This is a genomic window from Methanobrevibacter sp. UBA417 (assembly GCF_002508845.1).
GTDB classification, from domain to species: Archaea; Methanobacteriota; Methanobacteria; order Methanobacteriales; family Methanobacteriaceae; genus Methanobrevibacter_A; species Methanobrevibacter_A acididurans.
The window spans coordinates 6,369-23,318 of record NZ_DAZC01000009.1; the positions used below are offsets into that span (position 1 = coordinate 6,369).

Here is a 16,950-nt window from a genome sequence, read left to right on the forward strand (position 1 = left end):
GGGTTTCTACAAAGCCTATTTTTCATAATATACTTTAATTCTCCCTCCTATACTTATTTTTTATTTTTATATGTACGAATATATTAATTTAATGATTTTAATATTTTTTTTAAAAATTTATATTGTTTAAATCTCTTGTTTAGTTATATTATATTGTAAAAAAATTATAGGAGGGTTTATTGATTGTTTTATTATGTTTTAATATATTATTAATATTATTTTTAATTTTAATTAACTTATAAGATACTTGCATATGTTAAGTAAATTTATTTATTTATTAAAATCTCCCTTTTTCTGTTTATATTTCAGATTTAATCTTTAAGTGAAGAAAAATTTGATTAAATATTTTAAAATTTTTTTTATAAAAATATTAAACTAATGTTTTAATTTTTACAAAAATTTTTTTAGAATTATTTAAATATAAATAGAGTACATATTATTAATTGTAAATCGGGTGCATATAAAAAATTTTAAAAGGTTTAAAAATTTGTATTAATCTATAAATTTATACATTTTTTATATTAGTTAATTGTATTTGGGTGCTAATTTTTTATATAATACAATTATAGTAATACTTTATATTAAATAGATAATATCAATTTTTTACAAAACATTAAAAACCCTTTTTAAACTTTTTTTATAAATTTATAAAAAATTAAGAAGGAGGATAAAAACAGTGCCAAAATACTGTAAAAATTGTGGAGCAGAAATACCTGAAGGAAGTAACTTCTGTAAAAAATGTGGAACACAAACAACTACAAGCCCACAAAACAAAAATGATGGAATTTTAAACAAATTCAAATCATTCAGCACAGCCAAAAAACTCATAATAATTGTACTATTACTAATAATCTTATTTATAATAATAGGTGCACTATCAAGTCCAAGTACAACCACAGAACCAACCTTAAGCTTAACCAATTTAGCAATAACAAGTACAGGTTATGGAGGATACGATGTATCTGGAGATTTAGTAGCAAGCCAAGATTATGATTACCTAGAAATAGTAACAGTATATTACGATGATCAAGGAACTATACTTCAACAAGATCCACTAACTTGGAACATGAATGATGTAAAAGCAAACCAAAACATTAAAGTTTCAGGTACAGCTTATGTAGACAGTGGAACACCAACAAGAGCAGAAATATATGTCTTTGATAGTCCATTTAGTGGAGGAGACCTATCCACCGCAATATACTCACAAAATGTAACATTATAAAAAAAATAGATAGTAAAATTAAAATTTTAAATTAAGGGGGAAATTTAAATGACAAAATATTGTCCAAACTGTGGAAAAGAAGTAGATGAAGACACAGTATATTGCAATAATTGTGGAGCTGAAATTGACTCCAAAAACCCAACTCCAAAAATAATAAACAATTCCAACCAAAACAGTAACGTAAGTCACACAACTGAATTAGTTTTAGGAATACTCGGTGGAATATTCGGTATATTAGGCGCTATACTTGCAATCATGTTTAGTGCATTTGGTGGAGATGAAATATTAATGCTAGGAATGAGTGCATTAATAGGTTCAATTGTAGGTATAATAGGAGCAGTATATCTAAATAAAAATGCTAAATATGGTGGAATAATATTAATAATATCCGCAATATGGGTACTTATAAGTATCAGCTTATTTGGAGTATTACCTGCAATACTATTAGGTATAGGCGGTATATTAGCATTAATGAAAAAATAAAGAAGTAAATTTTATGAATTAAAAGCCTTAATCTAATAAATTAAAAATGGTTTTTAAATTCATATAATCCCTTTTTTTATAATAATTTATAAAAGGTTTTTAAAATGGAAGAAAAAAATATTATAATAATTTTAGCTACTATTATAATCTTATTGGTAATAACATTTGGAACCGTTTTAGCAATAGGTAACATTAACCCATTAAATACTAATGACTCTAAAGTTTATGATTTTGGAGAATTCACAATGAATGTTTCATCTAATGCTACTTTTACAAATAATACAAGTACAAACAATCAACTAGTTCCAGGTCAATCATTATTCATTGATGAGAATAATAGTTTAATGGCAAGTTTTGCTTACAGTTCACTATTTAATGATAATGCTAGCGAAATTATGAGTCAAGCATTAAATAAAAGTGGAGAAATAAGTCCAGTGCCTAATATTAGTAATTTAAATCCTAATTGTAAAATTTATAAATTAAACAATAATAATTCATATAAAGTCCAATATTTAGGAACTTTTTGTGTTAACAATACTGTAGTTATGGTAGGTGCAAATAATACTGAAGATCTTGTTAAAATGTTAAATAGTATAACTTTAAAACCATTAGACACTTCAGCTTATGAAGAAGCTGCTCAAAAATCAATTACTACAAGTTCAAATTCTAATTTAGGTTCATCAAGTAGTGATTCTGGTAGTGATATTTTAACTGAAGGAGATTTACAGCAAGCCCAATCAGAATGGGGTGATGGTGGAGTTAACCCTAATTATGGTAAATATTACCGTTTAAATGGTGGATTATATCGTGATGATTGCCAATACCGTAAAGGTGCAGGCGACTTAACTCCAGTAGATGATCAAGCTAGACGAAATATGGAAGCTGAATATGCATAATATTATTTAATGTTCCAATTTTAACATTTTTATTTTTATTTTTATTTAGTAATGTTGGAGCAATACAATATTAACCCCATTAGGATCTTGAAAACGTGCCATGGACCCTACACTAATTTCAGTTGGTTCAAGTAAAAATTTAACACCTTTTTCTTTTAAATTTGCAACAGTTTTGTTTAAATCTGTTACTTCTATTCCAATTGAGTATAATCCTACTTTATCAATATTGTTTTGTATTACTTCAATTAAAGTTTCACCTTCACCTTTAAGAAGAGTTATTTTTGCATTGTTTGGTAAATCAAATGTAGATTCTATTTCAAATCTTAATGTTTCATTGTAAAATTTCACTGTTTCTTCCATATTTTCCGTTATCATTGTTGAATATTTAATTTTCATAAACAAAATCTCCTTTAATAAAATTTTAAACTTTGGTTTAAAATCCTCATGGATATATAATACTTAAAATAGCACCTACGAAAACTACAATTACGAGGATTAATGCTATTATTAACAATATTTTCTCTGTAATACTAAAATTACTCCATTTAGTTTCACTTAAATCATTATTATTTTCATCTTCCATTAAATAAGAATCCTCCTTTAATATAATTTCTTTTATAAAACATTAATTTAACTAGTAATTATTATATAATCCTGAAATTATATAGTTTTATATAAATTAATTTGTTTTATTTTTCAAAAATAGATTTTTTAAAAGGGAGGACGTTTATTTATGATTAGAGATAATATTGATCGTGAAGGATTGTATGAAAGATTTAAAGTGGAATCTTATAAATTAGAGAATGAATTGTATAATTTTCTAAATAATAGTCATAAACATTTAAGTGATATTAAAGAAATTTTACATATTGGTAAAAATATTTTAAAGGATTTAGAATTAGCTTATGAGAATGGTTATTTAAGTGATGAAACTTATGAAATAATGAAGTATCTTTTAATACAAATTTTAGATTTATTCCATAATTTCAATCAGAAAACTAGTATGGGTCCTAAGGTTTTACGTGAATTACGCAAAGTTAATGAAAAGGTTTTAAATGAATTAAAACCTAATTAAAATTTTTTTATTAATTATTTATCTTACTTTTTTAGTGGGAATTTTATTCTTACATGTGTGTTTTCTTCAGGAATTTTTATTAATGTTCCATCAATTTGGTTGAGTAAGTTTTTTATTATCATATAACTTAAGTTTTCACTATTTTCAATGTTAATTTCATATTCTAATTTTTGATTTTGATCTATTAAATCCAATACACCAAAATCATTACAGATTCTAAATTTCATATAGATATCATCATTGTTTTCAATTAAATTATACTTAATTGAAATACTATAAACTTCAATAAGAATTAACCCTAAATACATTGCTAAATCTATATCAACCATATAATCTTCTAAATTATATTGTGTATTCAATATAGTATTATGCATTGAAAAAATATTTTTTGTAATCTTAGGTAAAAAATCTTTAACATTAATATAATGGAAATTTGCTGATTTATAAATCTCTTCATGTAAAGAACTCATAAATCTTATCCTGGATCGTGTATCTTCAATAACAACATAAGAATCATCAGGATGAGAATGTAAGTCTATATTAAGTAATGATAAAATAATTTGTAAATTATTCTTAACTCTTAAATTAACATCTTTAATAAGCATATCTTTATGATTTAATTCATAATTATCACTTGTAATATCTTTTATAATTAAAGTAGTCCCTAAAAATTTACCATTATCCATAATTTTATCCTTTGTAATCTCAAAACATTTATTATCCTGTGTTAACTTATATGTCTTTAATTCAGGATTATTATAAAAATTAAACATTTCAGGGCGAAATTTAAATACATTCTCTGCTTTCTGATTAATTATATCCTCAGTGTTTAAACAAAAATCATGACCTTTAGTATTCATTATTTTTAAAATATCTTGACTATTAAAAAAAACAACACCCCTATTTAATTCATTAATTATTTTCATATCTAACAAGTTAAGTAAATCTAAACTATCATACATTAAAACAGATGTTGTAATAAGTAAAATTGAAATGACAATAGATAATGCTTCAAAACTAAAATTAGGCAATATATTTGAAACATTTAATATACTCATCAAGAATACAATTAGAGTAGCAGTAATTAATACACAATAAGATTTTCTAAAAAGCTTATTTCCTTTTATAATTTCCTTAATAAGTAAAAATGCAGTAGTTAAAGCTAAAATAATATTATAACCTACAATTATATGATTACCCCAAGTATAACTATAATGTAATTGTATAGTATAAGCTGAAGTAGACCAAGTTATATTACTAAAATAACAATGTAACCATGGATCTGTAATTACTAAAAACACAACAAAAATTGGTATAATTAATAAACAGCACTCTAATTTTCGTGACATAGTTTTCCCTTTATTTGTGAAAGCATAAACAAATAGTAACCAGAAAACAGGTGCAATACTATAACCAATGACACAGATATGTCCAAAAAAACTCTTAAAATTAAATGGAGTAAAACTACATTCTAATGCTTGAGCTAATAAATCTATAGTAAAAAATATGAATAATAATATTAAATAGTAATAAATTTTATTATCTTTTTTACCTTTAAAAATATAGATTAAATATATACTTATTAAACAAGTTAAATAAAGTAAAATTCCAAATCCAGTTATTTGAATTAACATTAAATTTTTTTATGTTTAAACTTATTATTAAAAATAATGGTTAAAAACTTACAAAATATAAAAATTTTTTTTATAATAGGAATTTTATTCTGAAATGAGTTCCTTTATCTGGAATAATTTTTAATTCACCATTAATTTGAGAGGTAACACTTTGTATAACAGTCATACCTAAACCAGTACTATCTTCAATTTTATATCCCTCTGGTAATCCTACACCATCATCATATAAATCTAGGATACCCTTACCATTTTGTGTTTTAAATCTTATGAAGAAATGTCCATCTTCTTTAGGGAAAGCATATTTAATAGTGTTATTAATTACTTCTGTAAGAATCAAACCTAAAGAAATTGCAATATCTATGTTTACATTAACATCTTCTAAGTCTTTAACAATTTTAATATGGCTATTGTACATATTAAAAATTCCTAATGCAATATCTGGTAAGTAATCATTAATTTTAATATTATTATTAGATGAAGAATTATATAATTTTTCATGTAAACTTGCCATATAACTTAATCTTAAACGAGTATCATTAATAACTGACATATAATCATCACTATTAAACCGTAAATCTAAGTTTAGTAAGGATAATATTATTTGTAAATTGTTTTTAACCCGATGATGAACTTCTTTTACAAGTAAGTCTTTTTGCTCTAATTCAAAAATATTACTTGTAACATCTTCAATACTTAAAATAGTACCTAATTTTTGATTTTCTTCTTTCATTTCAGACTTGTCAATTTCTAACCATTTATCATTAAGTTTAAATCTAAAAGAATCCAAATCAGATTTATAGTAAAAATCAATTATTTCAGGTTTATCTTTAAAAACATTTTCAGGTGATTGATATAAAGTATTATTAAATATATTTAAATCTGTACATGCTTGATTTACTGATAATAATTTATTCTTTTCATCAAAAAAAAGGATACATATATCTATTTCATTAATGATTTTTGAATTCACAATTGGCAATACTTCAAATGGATTATAAAGGTTTATTGCAAAAAATAAAACTATATATCCAACTAAAATAGATAATAGTCCCCAACTAAATCCAGGTTCGAATTTAGTAAATACAAATAAATTAATTAAGACTATAGATATTCCTACACTTATCATTATTTTATAAATAGTACTATATTCAGAATTTTTATCTTGAATAAGTGCTTTCAAATTCATAAATATAACGGGGAATATCATTAAAAAGTTATAAGTTCGTAAAATTATTTCCCCAAAATTAGGAATGTAATGTAATTGTAATTGATAAAAACCAGGATTAGGATAAGTAATATTATTATAATACCAACCAGTTAAAGGATTACTTAAAGCAACTAAACAAAAAATTACAGGTATACATAACAAAGCTATTTTAAGTTTTTTAGATAAATCTTTTCCATTGTTTATTATTGTATAAGTTAAGATTAATAAAAATACTGGTATAAATGCATATCCTAAGACACAAATTTGTCCAAAAAATGATTTAAGTATAAAAGGAACAGTAATAGTATCTAAACCTTGAAAAAAGAAATTTAAAAAGCATAAAAAGGATATTATACTGAAATAGTAGAATACTTTATCTTCTTTTCTATGATAATAATGACGAGAGAGACATGCAGCTAATATACCTGCAGTAATCAAAGTCAAACCAAAAAAATTAAAATTAAAGATTAAAATAATAAAATACTCCTACCATTAATTAATATTGTATATAATTTATTTATTCAAGTATAATAAATATATTGAAAAAATTTTAATAATGTAATATTAAATTTCAAAATTATTAATATTTTAAATAATATACCATAAACTAATGGTTTAAAGATTTATAATTTTTTTCTTTAATTGGTAAAATTAACTTAAAATGAGCCCCTTTATCAGGCACTATACTTATTTCTCCTTCTAATTGCTGTGTTAAACTTTTAATAACAGTCATGCCTAACCCAACACTATCCTCAAATTTAAAATTTTCTGGAAGACCTAAACCATCATCATATAAATCAAGAATAGCTTTATCTCCATTTAATCGTAAAATAATATAAAAATTACCATCTTTCTCAGGAAATGCATATTTATTAGTATTATTTATTATTTCAGTAAGAATTAAACCTAAAGGCACTGCTAAATCTAAATCCACAATAACACTATCCATATCACTATTAATTTTTATAGAACTGTTATACATAGTTAATATTCCACTTGCAATATCAACTAAATAATCCTTTAAATCTATATTATTATTAATTGATGATTTATAAATTTTTTCATGTAACTGAGCCATATAATTTAAACGAATCCTAGTATCTTCTATAATACTTAAAGGATCATTAGAATTAAAACGTAAATCCAAGTTAAGTAAAGATAATATTATCTGTAAATTATTTTTCACACGATGATGAACCTCTTTAATAAGCATATCCTTTTGTTTTAACTCTTCCTCATTCTTAGTTACATCCTGTGCAAAAATAACAAGTAAACTCTTTTGATTGAAATGATTAAAGAAAAGTTTATAATAATGATGAATATACTTAATATTAGATTTTTCCGCTTTAATTTTTACAATAAAGTTAATATCAGGTTTTGTAATGCTTAATTGACTTAAAGCTTCTTTTTGAATTATACGATCTTCTGGTACTATGTATTCATAAATATCCTCAAAATTGGAAACATTAATATTTTCTGGACTTGTTTCAAGCATTTCATATATCTCATTTGTCCATTGAATATTTTTTGTTTTATAATCATAGTATCCAAGTGCAATTTCTGCTAATTCTTCCATAGTGTTTAAGATTTTATTTAATCTAGAAGCTAAGATTTCTTTTTGTTTACTTTCTGTTATCCTTTCAAAATCAATCCTATAAACTTCTTTTTGTTTATATATTATAGGGAAAGCTTCTATATGATAATATTCTTCTTTTTCAATATTAGGATTTGCTTCTAAAGTAATACTTTTAATTTCATGACTAGTTAATGCTTTAAATTTATCCATAAACTCATCAGTTGTGATAAAATCATTATCATACAATGAAAATTTATCCATAAATTCATAAAAGTTTAAATTCTTAAATAAATTCATTTTATCAGTATTAAATATTTCAGATATCTTTTCATTACTAAAAACTAATAATCCATCTTTATTCACATATATTATCCCAGTATTACCCATACTAGATATTTTTTCATCTTCCCTTTGATGACTAATTAAATCATTTACTGTTTTACTTATTATGTATAATTGATTGTTATCTCGTATAATATAATACTCAAAGCTTAAAATTAAAATATTATCTTCATATAATTCAATACTAACATCAACTTTCCTATTTTCTGTCCATGCTCTTTGCAGGAATATTAATGGGTTTAAGTTAGGTAATGTTTTAAATAAATTTTTATAAGAGAATCCAATTTCATATCTTTTAAAACTTTTACTGAAAAATTTAGTATTATTAATATACTGATAATAAAAGTCTTCACCATCATTATAAGGTAATAATACACTAAAACTTAAATTTAAACAATCCACTAAACTTAAATTTAAGTTTTTTTAAACTTTTGAAAGTAAAAATAGGGCAAATCTTATTAAATAGGTCAATTATTTATTTATTAAATCTGTTATTAAGATTTAATTTACGATTTAATAGTTAATATTGAAAAATAGGGTTAAATCAATATTTATATGTATATTTGATTTTATGTTTTAAATTAAATGTTTAAGTGAAAATATTTTCTTTAATTTTTAAAATTAATTTAGAAATAAATGATTAAATAAAAAGTATAGAAAAAGTTTTATATTAAATAGTTTTTTATTGTGTTTTGTTTTGAAGGACTTTTAATCCATTTTCAGTTATTTTAGCATATTCTTTTTTAGTATATTCTAATAAACCAGATTGTACTAAATATTTTCGTGCAGATTTAATATTATTACTTATTATAGAATGTCCATTTGTATTAGTTGAATTAATCTCATCTGGGGTTAATTCAAATTTATCTTTTAAGTATTCAAGTGTTTGATCTATATTTTTTTCTTCTTTATCTTTTGAAAAATCAAGTATTGGTATCATTAATTCTAATGGTGTTGGTATTGTCATGTTTTTTTATCTTTCCTATTTTTATATGAGTATAGTATTTAATTGCTTAATATTAAATTTTGTTGTTTTTGGTTTTTCACTCCAATGATTTGTGCATCCTACTTGGTCTAAGATTACACATTGCGCAGGTATTCCTAAACTTCCTGCTTTCCATCCACCATTTATAAGGTTTAATGTGCATGCTACCCCTATTATCCCTAATTCTTTTTTATCTTCTTGGCTTGCATTTTTAAATGCATCTGATTCATGAGTTATTGTATATACTTCAAATTTTTCTTTTTCGCCTTGTTTTTTTAGTTTGTAAGTAGGGCATTGGGCGTTGCATTTTTTACATACATCTCCAAGGTGTGTTTTTTCTCCTTTACATATGTTTTTTGGTAGTCTCATGCATCCTGGGAGTATTAATGCTTTTCTTGGTCTTTTTTGAAATTCTTGATGATTAATTTGGTTCATTATTTCTGCTCCAAACATTTCTAAGTAGTATTCATTTATGTTTCTTGAGCAGAGTATAATGTCCTCTTTGTTTTTATGTTTTATTTGACTTGTTTTTAAGTATTCTTTTATGTTTATTGTGTATTTTCCTAAAGTTTTTTCTGCTTTATCTTGGAAGTTTTTTGTGAATTTTTGGATTTCTCTTAAAATTTTTTCTATTTTATTAATGTTTAATGTTTCTAAATAGTCTAAGAATGTGTTTAAGTGTTTTATTTCATATTTAAATTCTCCTGTTGCTTCGAGGAATTTTATTAGTTTTTTTAGGTTTTGTAAGTTTAGTTTTATTCTTGATTTTTGTGTTTTATTATTTTTTATTATTTTTGTGTTTAATTGTCCTCGTATTTGGTCTATTTCATTTTTTAGTTCTTTTTTTTCTTCTCGTTGTTTTAATAAGTTTGTGAGTTTTATGTAGTCTTTTTGGTTTAGGTTTATTGCATTTTGGATATAGTTGTTCCAGTATGTTCCTATTATTAATGATTCTAGTATTGCTTCTTTTTTTGTTTTATTTTTGGCATGTTTTGTGTAATTGTTTATGTATGTTAAGTATTTTTTTTCTTCTTTTATGATTGTGTTTGTGAACTTGTTTATTGTTTTGTAGTAATTTGGGTCTTCTATGTTGTATGTTATACTCATTTATTTTTACCCTTCTTGTTTTTTAGTGTTTTTTTAAAATATTAATTAAACTAACAATCATTTGTTAGTTTATTCTTTTATTAATTTATTTTTAAGATTGTTTTTTTATTATTACATGGTCAGAGTTTTGATAGTAATTGTATATTGCCCATACTATGTTTCCAACAAATAATGTCCACCAGCAGGTTAGTATTGCTACTATTAAATGGGAGGGAGTTGATCCATAATTAGGTTTCATTAAGTTACAGGTTTTTTCTCCTCTTTGTTCTGTTTTGTATCCTCTTGTTATGTATTCATCAATTAATTCTTCATATTGAGCATCATTTTCTGTTTTTCTTATTCTTGTTGTTTCCATATTTTTATCTCCATGATTTTTATTATCAAATGTTATTTTTTTTATTAAAAAAAATATATACTAACACTTGTTAGTTTTTATTTTGTAATAAATACTATATAAAGCTAACGATTGTTAGTAAAAATTTTTAGAAAAAACCATTAAAACTAAATAAGATAAAAAAAAGAAAAAATAAACTATGAAAGAAAAAAACCAAACACCAACACCAAAAAAAGAAAAAACAATAATAGGACTAAACTACCTAATAACAATAATTTCATTACTAATACTATTCTCAATAATACCAATATCACAAATCATAATAGGCAACAACACACAACCAATACCACTAAGCCTAATAACAATAACACTAAGCTTACTACTAAGTTACTACATCATAATAACCTATCCAAAACATGAAAACAGCGGAATAATAATATTACTCCTAAACATACTACTATTTGGATTAATATTCTTACACGTAAACATAAACATAGGATAAAAAAAATAAAAATAAAAATTAGGATTAAATATAAAAAAATTTAATCCTCAACATTCTCCTTTTTCAAATTTAATTTCAAAAACAATTGACAATGATCAGATAAGTTAAAATCCTTAATCTCACAATCAACAACAGAATCCATTAAACCATCATTAACAAAGAAATAATCAAGACGTAAACCCCCACCTAAATTAGGATTATTACGAGTTCTCCAAGACATCCAAGAAAACTTTTCCTCCTCAGGATATAATTCACGAAAAGCATCTTTAAAACCACTCTTGAGGAAACAATCAATCATCTTACGTTCTTCAGGTAAAAATCCAGCACTTTTAAACTCTTTAAAATAAAGATCTCTTTTATCATGAGCGATGTTAAAATCACCACAAAGAATCACATTCTTACCTTCATCATGCAAATCTTTAACATAATTAAATAATTTATAAACAAAATCATGCTTATGCTGTAACCTTAACTTATTACTCCCACTTGGAATATAAGCATTTATAAGAGTAAAATCAGGGAAATCAAAACGTAACAAACGACCCTCAATATCCTCCTCAATATTTAAACCAGACTGAATACTTAAAGGTTTAACTTTACTATAAATAGCAACACCACATAAAACAGGATTAGGATTACTATAAAAAACATTCATATAACCAGGAATATTAATTAAATCTTCAGGTAAATTATCTAAACATGTTCTAGTTTCTTGAATACAAATTATATCAGGATTTTCACCACTCACAACATCAAGAAAACCTTTACGTTTAGCACTTTTAATTCCATTAAGATTACAACTCATAATTTTAAAATCAAAATCAATCAAAAAAAATCACCTTATTCCAAACTTTTTTTTATAAATAGAAAAAATTTAAATTATTTTTAACATATAACTTTTGAATAAATATTATATTATAATTCATTTCTTTTAATAATTTCGAAAATAAATTACTAAAATAATTAAAAAATTAAATAACAAAATATTTAACCTATAAACAATATAAGAACATACAATTTAATAAAATAAACAATGGATGCCATTATATAAAAAAAGTAAAGGATGTAAGTATAAAATGAAATGTCCAAAATGTCAAACCATAAATGATTTTGAATCAGTTTACTGTTACAAATGTGGGACAAAATTAAAAGGAGAAAAAAAACAAACACACCATTTTCAATACTTCTTATTAACTATATTCGCAATATTAAACATTGGTTTACTTCTTGTATACTGCATATCTGAAGTATTATACATCAATACACTTGCAAGTAGAATAAATCAAAGAAAACATTATATAAAGAATTTTAGAATAAATTTATATCATCAATTACAAGATTTTATTAAAACAATTAACAAAAATTTAACTATTTTTAAAAAATTTTAGAAATTAAAACATGGAAATAATTATTATGTCCAATAATAAGGAAAATAAGGATTTAATAAAAAAAGAAGATAAATTAAAGAATAATAAAAAAGTTAAAAAGAAAACTAACCTTATACAAACTGTAGATTATATTTTCAACTATGAAAATGACAATATTTAATCTAAAATTTTACTAATTTTCAACAAAAAAATGGATAAATAAAAATTTTATTAAAAATTTTATTTTTATCACATTTCACTTTCAACAATATCTTCACTATGTATTGGAGGATACCATTTTTCAGCCATAAATGTTGGTAATACAGCACTTAAAACTAATACTCCAGTTAAAACACTATAAGTAGTTTGATTAATTAATCCAGAATTAAGACCAAATAAAGCTGCTACTAAACCAAATGTTAAACCAGTACTCATCATCAAAGTAACATAAGTATAATTAGATTTAAGGAAATATCTACTAACATAATAAACACCTACATACTTACTTAATTGACGTAGAGCAAACATCACAATGAAAATTCCAAAAGAGGATAAAATCAAAGGTATAGAAACTTTCATACCACCCATTATAAAAAATATAGGAGTTAATATAGCAAATGCAACTGTTTTAAATCTTGATTTAACATTTAAATCTCCACGGTTTTCTTTAAAGTATCTAGATAAGATCACACCTAAAACAAAAGAAGGTAATATAGCTTGACCTCCACCTAAACTAGCAAAGAATATGAATATCAACAATAGTAAGAAAATATATTTGATTTCAATTTCAGCTAATTTATTTTTAAGTTTAACATTATTAAATATATAATCTGAAAGGTAATAAGATAATACAAGTACAACAATTGAAACTACATAAAATATTACAGTATATATGTCAAATTTGACAAACAAAACACTTAATGCTACAGCAGTACACATATCTGTGATGAAAGTTGCAACCATAATAAGTTTACCAATTTTCTCACTAAATAATCCTTTTTCTGCTAAAACACTATACACTACAGCTATACTTGTTTCAGATAATGCTGTAGCTGTAAGTAAACTTGGATTTAAACCCCAACCTATAATATTATATGTTAAAACAAATATAACAGCAAAAGGTATTAAAAACGATAAGAATCCTATAGTAAAACTTTCTTTAAAATTCTCTTTCAACATATTTACATCTATTTCTACACCTGCAAGGAAAGTTAAAAGTATACCTCCAAAACTTGCAAGGTATAACATCCATGATTCCGCATGAAAGAAACCTAAGTTTCCAACGATTACTCCAAGTAAAATTTCAATAACTGTAACTGATATTCCAGCACGTATTGAGATTAAACTAGCTAGTAATATTAATATTCCTAAAATTAAAGGAAATATATCAGCCATTATTAATGGGCCTCCATTTTTTTTGATTATTTTTATTAAATTAAAAAAATTTCACTAATCTAACAGATCTTTAGATTGTGAAATATAGGGTGTTTTTATGGTGAAAAAATGTAAAAAGGAAGGGAGGGTAAAATAAAAATATTTCTTAAATTTTATTTTATTTAGTATAAGTTAAAAAAAATTTTAGTTTTAATTAAGCTTTTTCGTTTATATAATCTATATTTTATTTATTTAGATTGTTTTTAATTATTAAAACCATATCCTTTATTTTTTTATAAATTAAATTTTTTATATTCTACCTTAAAAAATATTTTTAGTTATATTAAAAAGAATTTATAGAACATTAATTCTAATTTTAAAAAATTTTTTAGTCCTTTTTAGGAGTGAGGTTATAAAAAAAGAAACTAAATAGTAAAAACTTTTTATTTTTTAGAATAAATTACTCTTTACCTTCTTTTTAAAAAGTTATGGTTTAATAATTTTTCTTATTTTTATTTATTATTTAATTTTCAAAATATTATTTTTTTAGATACAAGAAATTTTTTTAAATTAAATATTTAATTAAAATTCTTTATTGAAAAAACTTAATTTCTTTATTGTTTGAGAGGTAATAAAAAAATGTTTAAATTTTTTTTACTTATACAAAAAATAAATTTTAAAAATTATTAAGTTTTTCCCAACCTTTAAATTTTTCACATTTTTTTTAAAAAATAGAAGTCATTAGCAAATAAAAAAAAATGTTAAGTAAACATTAGCTTTTTTTATGTGCAGTTTTTAATAATTTTTTAAAAAATTTTTTTGTAGGTGGACTTCATCACCTGGAAAAATATGTTTAATTTTCCCTTGTTTAAAAAATAATTAATTAAATAATTACTTTTGATATTCCTTTTTAAATAAATCAATACTGTATGTTAATTCTTTTTTACTAACACTAGCATCTTCCCATCCAAGAACTTCAACTTTTTTTCCTTGTAAATTTTTATATACACTGAAAAAGTGACTGATTTCTTTAGGTATATGTTCAGGTAAATCTGAAATGTCTTTGATTTCATTAAATCTTGGATCATCACAGGGTACTGCAAGTATTTTAAAATCTTTTTCCCCAGTATCTATCATTTTCATTAAGCCAATTGGGCGAGCTTTAATTAAGCATCCTGTAAAAGTTGGTTGATCCATTAAAACCATTATATCCATTGGATCACCATCATCGTATATTGTTTGTGGTATGAAACCATAATCTACTGGATAATGGACAGGTGAATATAGAACTCTATCTAATTCAAAAGCACCAATTTCTATATTGTATTCATATTTATTTCTAGAACCATTAGGAACTTCAATGATTGCATTAACTTCTTCAGGTACATTTTCACCGGGTTTAATTGTTTTCCATAAGTTATTCATAATAATTTTTCTCCATTAATCTTTTTTTTTAGTGGGTAATGAAAATTTTTTTTTATAAAAATTCATATAGATTAAATATTTAAATTTTCAATAATACGAGAATTAGTAATTTCAAAAAAAATTTTAATGTTCATGTTTTTGGATAATAATTCTTCTTTTATTTATGAATAAATATTTAATATATAATTCATTTTTTTTATAAAAAAATTTTACATTTTTTGTTGTAGAAGTCATTATCCAGAAAAAAATTATTTAATATATAAAAAAATTAGTCTGGCTGTTTTAAAAGGTGAACTTCATCACCTTAATTATATTTTAGATTTTTTTATTATATAAAAGTTTTCTTAAAAAAAATAGGGGCTTTGCCAAAATAAGCTTAATATATTAAAAGAAAGTGGTAATGGTTTAAAAGTTAATATGCATATTAATTGAATTAAGTATTAACTAAAATATTTTTATTTAAATTTTAATGATTAATATAATCTATTAAGATTTAAGATGTAAATATTAAAAAAAAAGAATATTTTTAAGGATTTAAAATTAATATCATCCTTAAAAGTTTAAATTTAAGATTTTATGCTTTTAATGTTTTAACTATACTGTTTACTGGATTTGCAGTATCTTGAACATTCCAATCTGCATTATCTTCCATTGCAACAATGATAGTGTATTTTGTGTCTTCTTTAGTTACATAGTAAACGTAGAATGGAACACCTGAATTATCATATTGTTCTTCAGTTGTTGTAGCTCCGTTTAAGGTTATGTTTTTTTCAGTTTTGAATGTGAAACCTTTATCTGCCCAAGTATCTTTTGTTACTTTAACAGCATCTGAACCTACACTAATGAATATTCCATCAGCTTCGTTTGAAATACTCACCATACTAGTTTCACTAGATGAATTAAGAGTGAAACCTGTTGGTATGGTGAAAGTACTTCCATCATCTAAAGTAGCATCTGCTGCAAATACAACACAAGATCCTGCTACTGCAATTACACCTACAAGTAGGATTAAACTAATACAATTTTTTAAGTTGAACTTCATTTTTAAATCTCCATATTTTTTTAAATAAAAATATACTTATGGAACTTATTTATATATAAGTTAATAATTTTATTATTAAAGTATAAATTATAAGTATAAATAATTATAATTGTTTTAATATAAATATCTTTATATTATATCCATATAGAAAAAATTTAAATTATTAATTAAATTAGTATAAATATTTAATAAAATTAATCTTTTAAATTAAAAAATAAAAAAATAAGTAAAAAAAAATTTAATTATACATATTCAGTTGAACCTTTAACAGTTCTACTATCTAAACCTTCTTGCACACATAAAGGACAAGTATTAGATCCATCAGTAACTACTCTACCATGAGTTGTGCAGTAACGTGTTTTAACACCACTACTGGAAC

General features: G+C 23.3%; 19 protein-coding genes and 1 riboswitch. Of the genes, 7 read left to right on the top strand and 12 right to left on the bottom strand.

The window, feature by feature from the left end; genetic code table 11:
- The first annotated feature begins 676 nt into the window (after positions 1–676).
- The 3 genes from BP769_RS01115 to BP769_RS01125 all read left to right on the top strand — a co-directional run bounded on the left by BP769_RS01115 (position 677) and on the right by BP769_RS01125 (position 2,601).
- Positions 677–1,222, top strand: coding sequence for a zinc ribbon domain-containing protein (locus BP769_RS01115; protein WP_413828647.1), 546 nt, complete (start codon positions 677–679; stop codon positions 1,220–1,222).
- A gap of 48 nt (positions 1,223–1,270) precedes the next feature.
- Positions 1,271–1,705, top strand: a complete 435-nt coding sequence (locus tag BP769_RS01120; RefSeq protein ID WP_413861829.1) for a DUF4064 domain-containing protein — start codon at positions 1,271–1,273, stop codon at positions 1,703–1,705.
- 104 nt (positions 1,706–1,809) lie between these two features.
- Complete coding sequence (locus tag BP769_RS01125; RefSeq protein ID WP_413861832.1) at positions 1,810–2,601, top strand: hypothetical protein; 792 nt, start codon at positions 1,810–1,812, stop codon at positions 2,599–2,601.
- 45 nt (positions 2,602–2,646) lie between these two features.
- On the opposite strand, the gene BP769_RS01130 is transcribed toward BP769_RS01125, so the two are convergent.
- Together BP769_RS01130 and BP769_RS01135 are read right to left on the bottom strand one after the other, a co-directional pair.
- Positions 2,647–2,997, bottom strand: coding sequence for a VOC family protein (locus tag BP769_RS01130; RefSeq protein ID WP_413824376.1), 351 nt, complete (start codon positions 2,995–2,997; stop codon positions 2,647–2,649).
- A gap of 46 nt (positions 2,998–3,043) precedes the next feature.
- Positions 3,044–3,184, bottom strand: a complete 141-nt coding sequence (locus tag BP769_RS01135) for a hypothetical protein (RefSeq protein WP_413824378.1) — start codon at positions 3,182–3,184, stop codon at positions 3,044–3,046.
- Positions 3,185–3,334: 150 nt separating this feature from the next.
- Between BP769_RS01135 and BP769_RS01140 the strand changes: the two genes are divergently transcribed.
- Positions 3,335–3,676, top strand: coding sequence for a hypothetical protein (locus tag BP769_RS01140; RefSeq protein WP_413824380.1), 342 nt, complete (start codon positions 3,335–3,337; stop codon positions 3,674–3,676).
- A 23-nt stretch (positions 3,677–3,699) separates the two neighbouring features.
- On the opposite strand, the gene BP769_RS01145 is transcribed toward BP769_RS01140, so the two are convergent.
- From BP769_RS01145 to BP769_RS01170, 6 genes are all read right to left on the bottom strand, one after another.
- Entirely contained in the window at positions 3,700–5,310 is a 1,611-nt protein-coding gene (locus BP769_RS01145; RefSeq protein ID WP_413824382.1) for a histidine kinase N-terminal 7TM domain-containing protein, read from the bottom strand.
- Between the two features lie 70 nt (positions 5,311–5,380).
- On the bottom strand, positions 5,381–6,955 hold the full coding sequence (locus BP769_RS01150) for a histidine kinase dimerization/phosphoacceptor domain -containing protein (protein WP_413861835.1): 1,575 nt from the start codon (positions 6,953–6,955) through the stop codon (positions 5,381–5,383).
- Positions 6,956–7,124: 169 nt separating this feature from the next.
- Positions 7,125–8,837, bottom strand: a complete 1,713-nt coding sequence (locus tag BP769_RS01155; RefSeq protein WP_413828641.1) for a sensor histidine kinase — start codon at positions 8,835–8,837, stop codon at positions 7,125–7,127.
- A gap of 280 nt (positions 8,838–9,117) precedes the next feature.
- Positions 9,118–9,402 carry a winged helix-turn-helix domain-containing protein gene (locus tag BP769_RS01160; RefSeq protein ID WP_413824388.1) on the bottom strand — a complete coding sequence of 95 codons (285 nt, stop codon included), beginning with the start codon at positions 9,400–9,402 and terminating at the stop codon, positions 9,118–9,120.
- 21 nt (positions 9,403–9,423) lie between these two features.
- On the bottom strand, positions 9,424–10,527 hold the full coding sequence (locus BP769_RS01165; RefSeq protein ID WP_413828639.1) for a DUF116 domain-containing protein: 1,104 nt from the start codon (positions 10,525–10,527) through the stop codon (positions 9,424–9,426).
- Positions 10,528–10,618: 91 nt separating this feature from the next.
- Positions 10,619–10,882 (bottom strand): hypothetical protein, encoded by a 264-nt coding sequence (locus tag BP769_RS01170; protein WP_413823892.1) that lies wholly within the window; start codon positions 10,880–10,882, stop codon positions 10,619–10,621.
- Positions 10,883–11,060: 178 nt separating this feature from the next.
- Here BP769_RS01170 and BP769_RS01175 point away from each other — a divergent pair, with 178 nt between their 5' ends.
- The gene (locus tag BP769_RS01175) at positions 11,061–11,363 is read left to right on the top strand and encodes a hypothetical protein (RefSeq protein WP_409199027.1); all 303 of its coding nucleotides are present in this window, start codon (positions 11,061–11,063) and stop codon (positions 11,361–11,363) included.
- A gap of 40 nt (positions 11,364–11,403) precedes the next feature.
- On the opposite strand, the gene BP769_RS01180 is transcribed toward BP769_RS01175, so the two are convergent.
- The gene (locus BP769_RS01180; RefSeq protein ID WP_409199028.1) at positions 11,404–12,192 is read right to left on the bottom strand and encodes an exodeoxyribonuclease III; all 789 of its coding nucleotides are present in this window, start codon (positions 12,190–12,192) and stop codon (positions 11,404–11,406) included.
- 247 nt (positions 12,193–12,439) lie between these two features.
- Between BP769_RS01180 and BP769_RS01185 the strand changes: the two genes are divergently transcribed.
- A complete protein-coding gene (locus BP769_RS01185) occupies positions 12,440–12,751 on the top strand; it encodes a hypothetical protein (protein ID WP_409199029.1) in 312 nt (103 codons plus the stop codon).
- A gap of 25 nt (positions 12,752–12,776) precedes the next feature.
- The gene (locus BP769_RS01190; RefSeq protein ID WP_409199030.1) at positions 12,777–12,911 is read left to right on the top strand and encodes a hypothetical protein; all 135 of its coding nucleotides are present in this window, start codon (positions 12,777–12,779) and stop codon (positions 12,909–12,911) included.
- A gap of 68 nt (positions 12,912–12,979) precedes the next feature.
- On the opposite strand, the gene BP769_RS01195 is transcribed toward BP769_RS01190, so the two are convergent.
- The 3 genes from BP769_RS01195 to BP769_RS01205 form a co-directional block, all read right to left on the bottom strand.
- Entirely contained in the window at positions 12,980–14,125 is a 1,146-nt protein-coding gene (locus BP769_RS01195; protein ID WP_413823889.1) for a cation:proton antiporter, read from the bottom strand.
- 870 nt (positions 14,126–14,995) lie between these two features.
- Positions 14,996–15,529, bottom strand: a complete 534-nt coding sequence (locus tag BP769_RS01200; protein WP_409199034.1) for an inorganic diphosphatase — start codon at positions 15,527–15,529, stop codon at positions 14,996–14,998.
- Between the two features lie 217 nt (positions 15,530–15,746).
- Positions 15,747–15,842, bottom strand: a riboswitch (Fluoride riboswitch).
- A 261-nt stretch (positions 15,843–16,103) separates the two neighbouring features.
- On the bottom strand, positions 16,104–16,571 hold the full coding sequence (locus BP769_RS01205) for a hypothetical protein (RefSeq protein WP_409199035.1): 468 nt from the start codon (positions 16,569–16,571) through the stop codon (positions 16,104–16,106).
- Positions 16,572–16,950: the final 379 nt, after the last annotated feature.

What these genes read in the sequence shown, in the direction of transcription:
- BP769_RS01170 (WP_413823892.1), bottom strand. Translation starts at nt 10,882, where the DNA reads ATGGAAACAACAAGAATAAGAAAAACAGAAAATGATGCTCAATATGAA.
- BP769_RS01135 (WP_413824378.1), bottom strand. Translation starts at nt 3,184, where the DNA reads ATGGAAGATGAAAATAATAATGATTTAAGTGAAACTAAATGGAGTAAT.
- BP769_RS01140 (WP_413824380.1), top strand. Translation starts at nt 3,335, where the DNA reads ATGATTAGAGATAATATTGATCGTGAAGGATTGTATGAAAGATTTAAA.
- BP769_RS01125 (WP_413861832.1), top strand. Translation starts at nt 1,810, where the DNA reads ATGGAAGAAAAAAATATTATAATAATTTTAGCTACTATTATAATCTTA.
- BP769_RS01200 (WP_409199034.1), bottom strand. Translation starts at nt 15,529, where the DNA reads ATGAATAACTTATGGAAAACAATTAAACCCGGTGAAAATGTACCTGAA.
- BP769_RS01160 (WP_413824388.1), bottom strand. Translation starts at nt 9,402, where the DNA reads ATGACAATACCAACACCATTAGAATTAATGATACCAATACTTGATTTT.
- BP769_RS01195 (WP_413823889.1), bottom strand. Translation starts at nt 14,125, where the DNA reads ATGGCTGATATATTTCCTTTAATTTTAGGAATATTAATATTACTAGCT.
- BP769_RS01175 (WP_409199027.1), top strand. Translation starts at nt 11,061, where the DNA reads ATGAAAGAAAAAAACCAAACACCAACACCAAAAAAAGAAAAAACAATA.
- BP769_RS01185 (WP_409199029.1), top strand. Translation starts at nt 12,440, where the DNA reads ATGAAATGTCCAAAATGTCAAACCATAAATGATTTTGAATCAGTTTAC.
- BP769_RS01205 (WP_409199035.1), bottom strand. Translation starts at nt 16,571, where the DNA reads ATGAAGTTCAACTTAAAAAATTGTATTAGTTTAATCCTACTTGTAGGT.
- BP769_RS01145 (WP_413824382.1), bottom strand. Translation starts at nt 5,310, where the DNA reads ATGTTAATTCAAATAACTGGATTTGGAATTTTACTTTATTTAACTTGT.
- BP769_RS01165 (WP_413828639.1), bottom strand. Translation starts at nt 10,527, where the DNA reads ATGAGTATAACATACAACATAGAAGACCCAAATTACTACAAAACAATA.
- BP769_RS01130 (WP_413824376.1), bottom strand. Translation starts at nt 2,997, where the DNA reads ATGAAAATTAAATATTCAACAATGATAACGGAAAATATGGAAGAAACA.
- BP769_RS01190 (WP_409199030.1), top strand. Translation starts at nt 12,777, where the DNA reads ATGTCCAATAATAAGGAAAATAAGGATTTAATAAAAAAAGAAGATAAA.
- BP769_RS01120 (WP_413861829.1), top strand. Translation starts at nt 1,271, where the DNA reads ATGACAAAATATTGTCCAAACTGTGGAAAAGAAGTAGATGAAGACACA.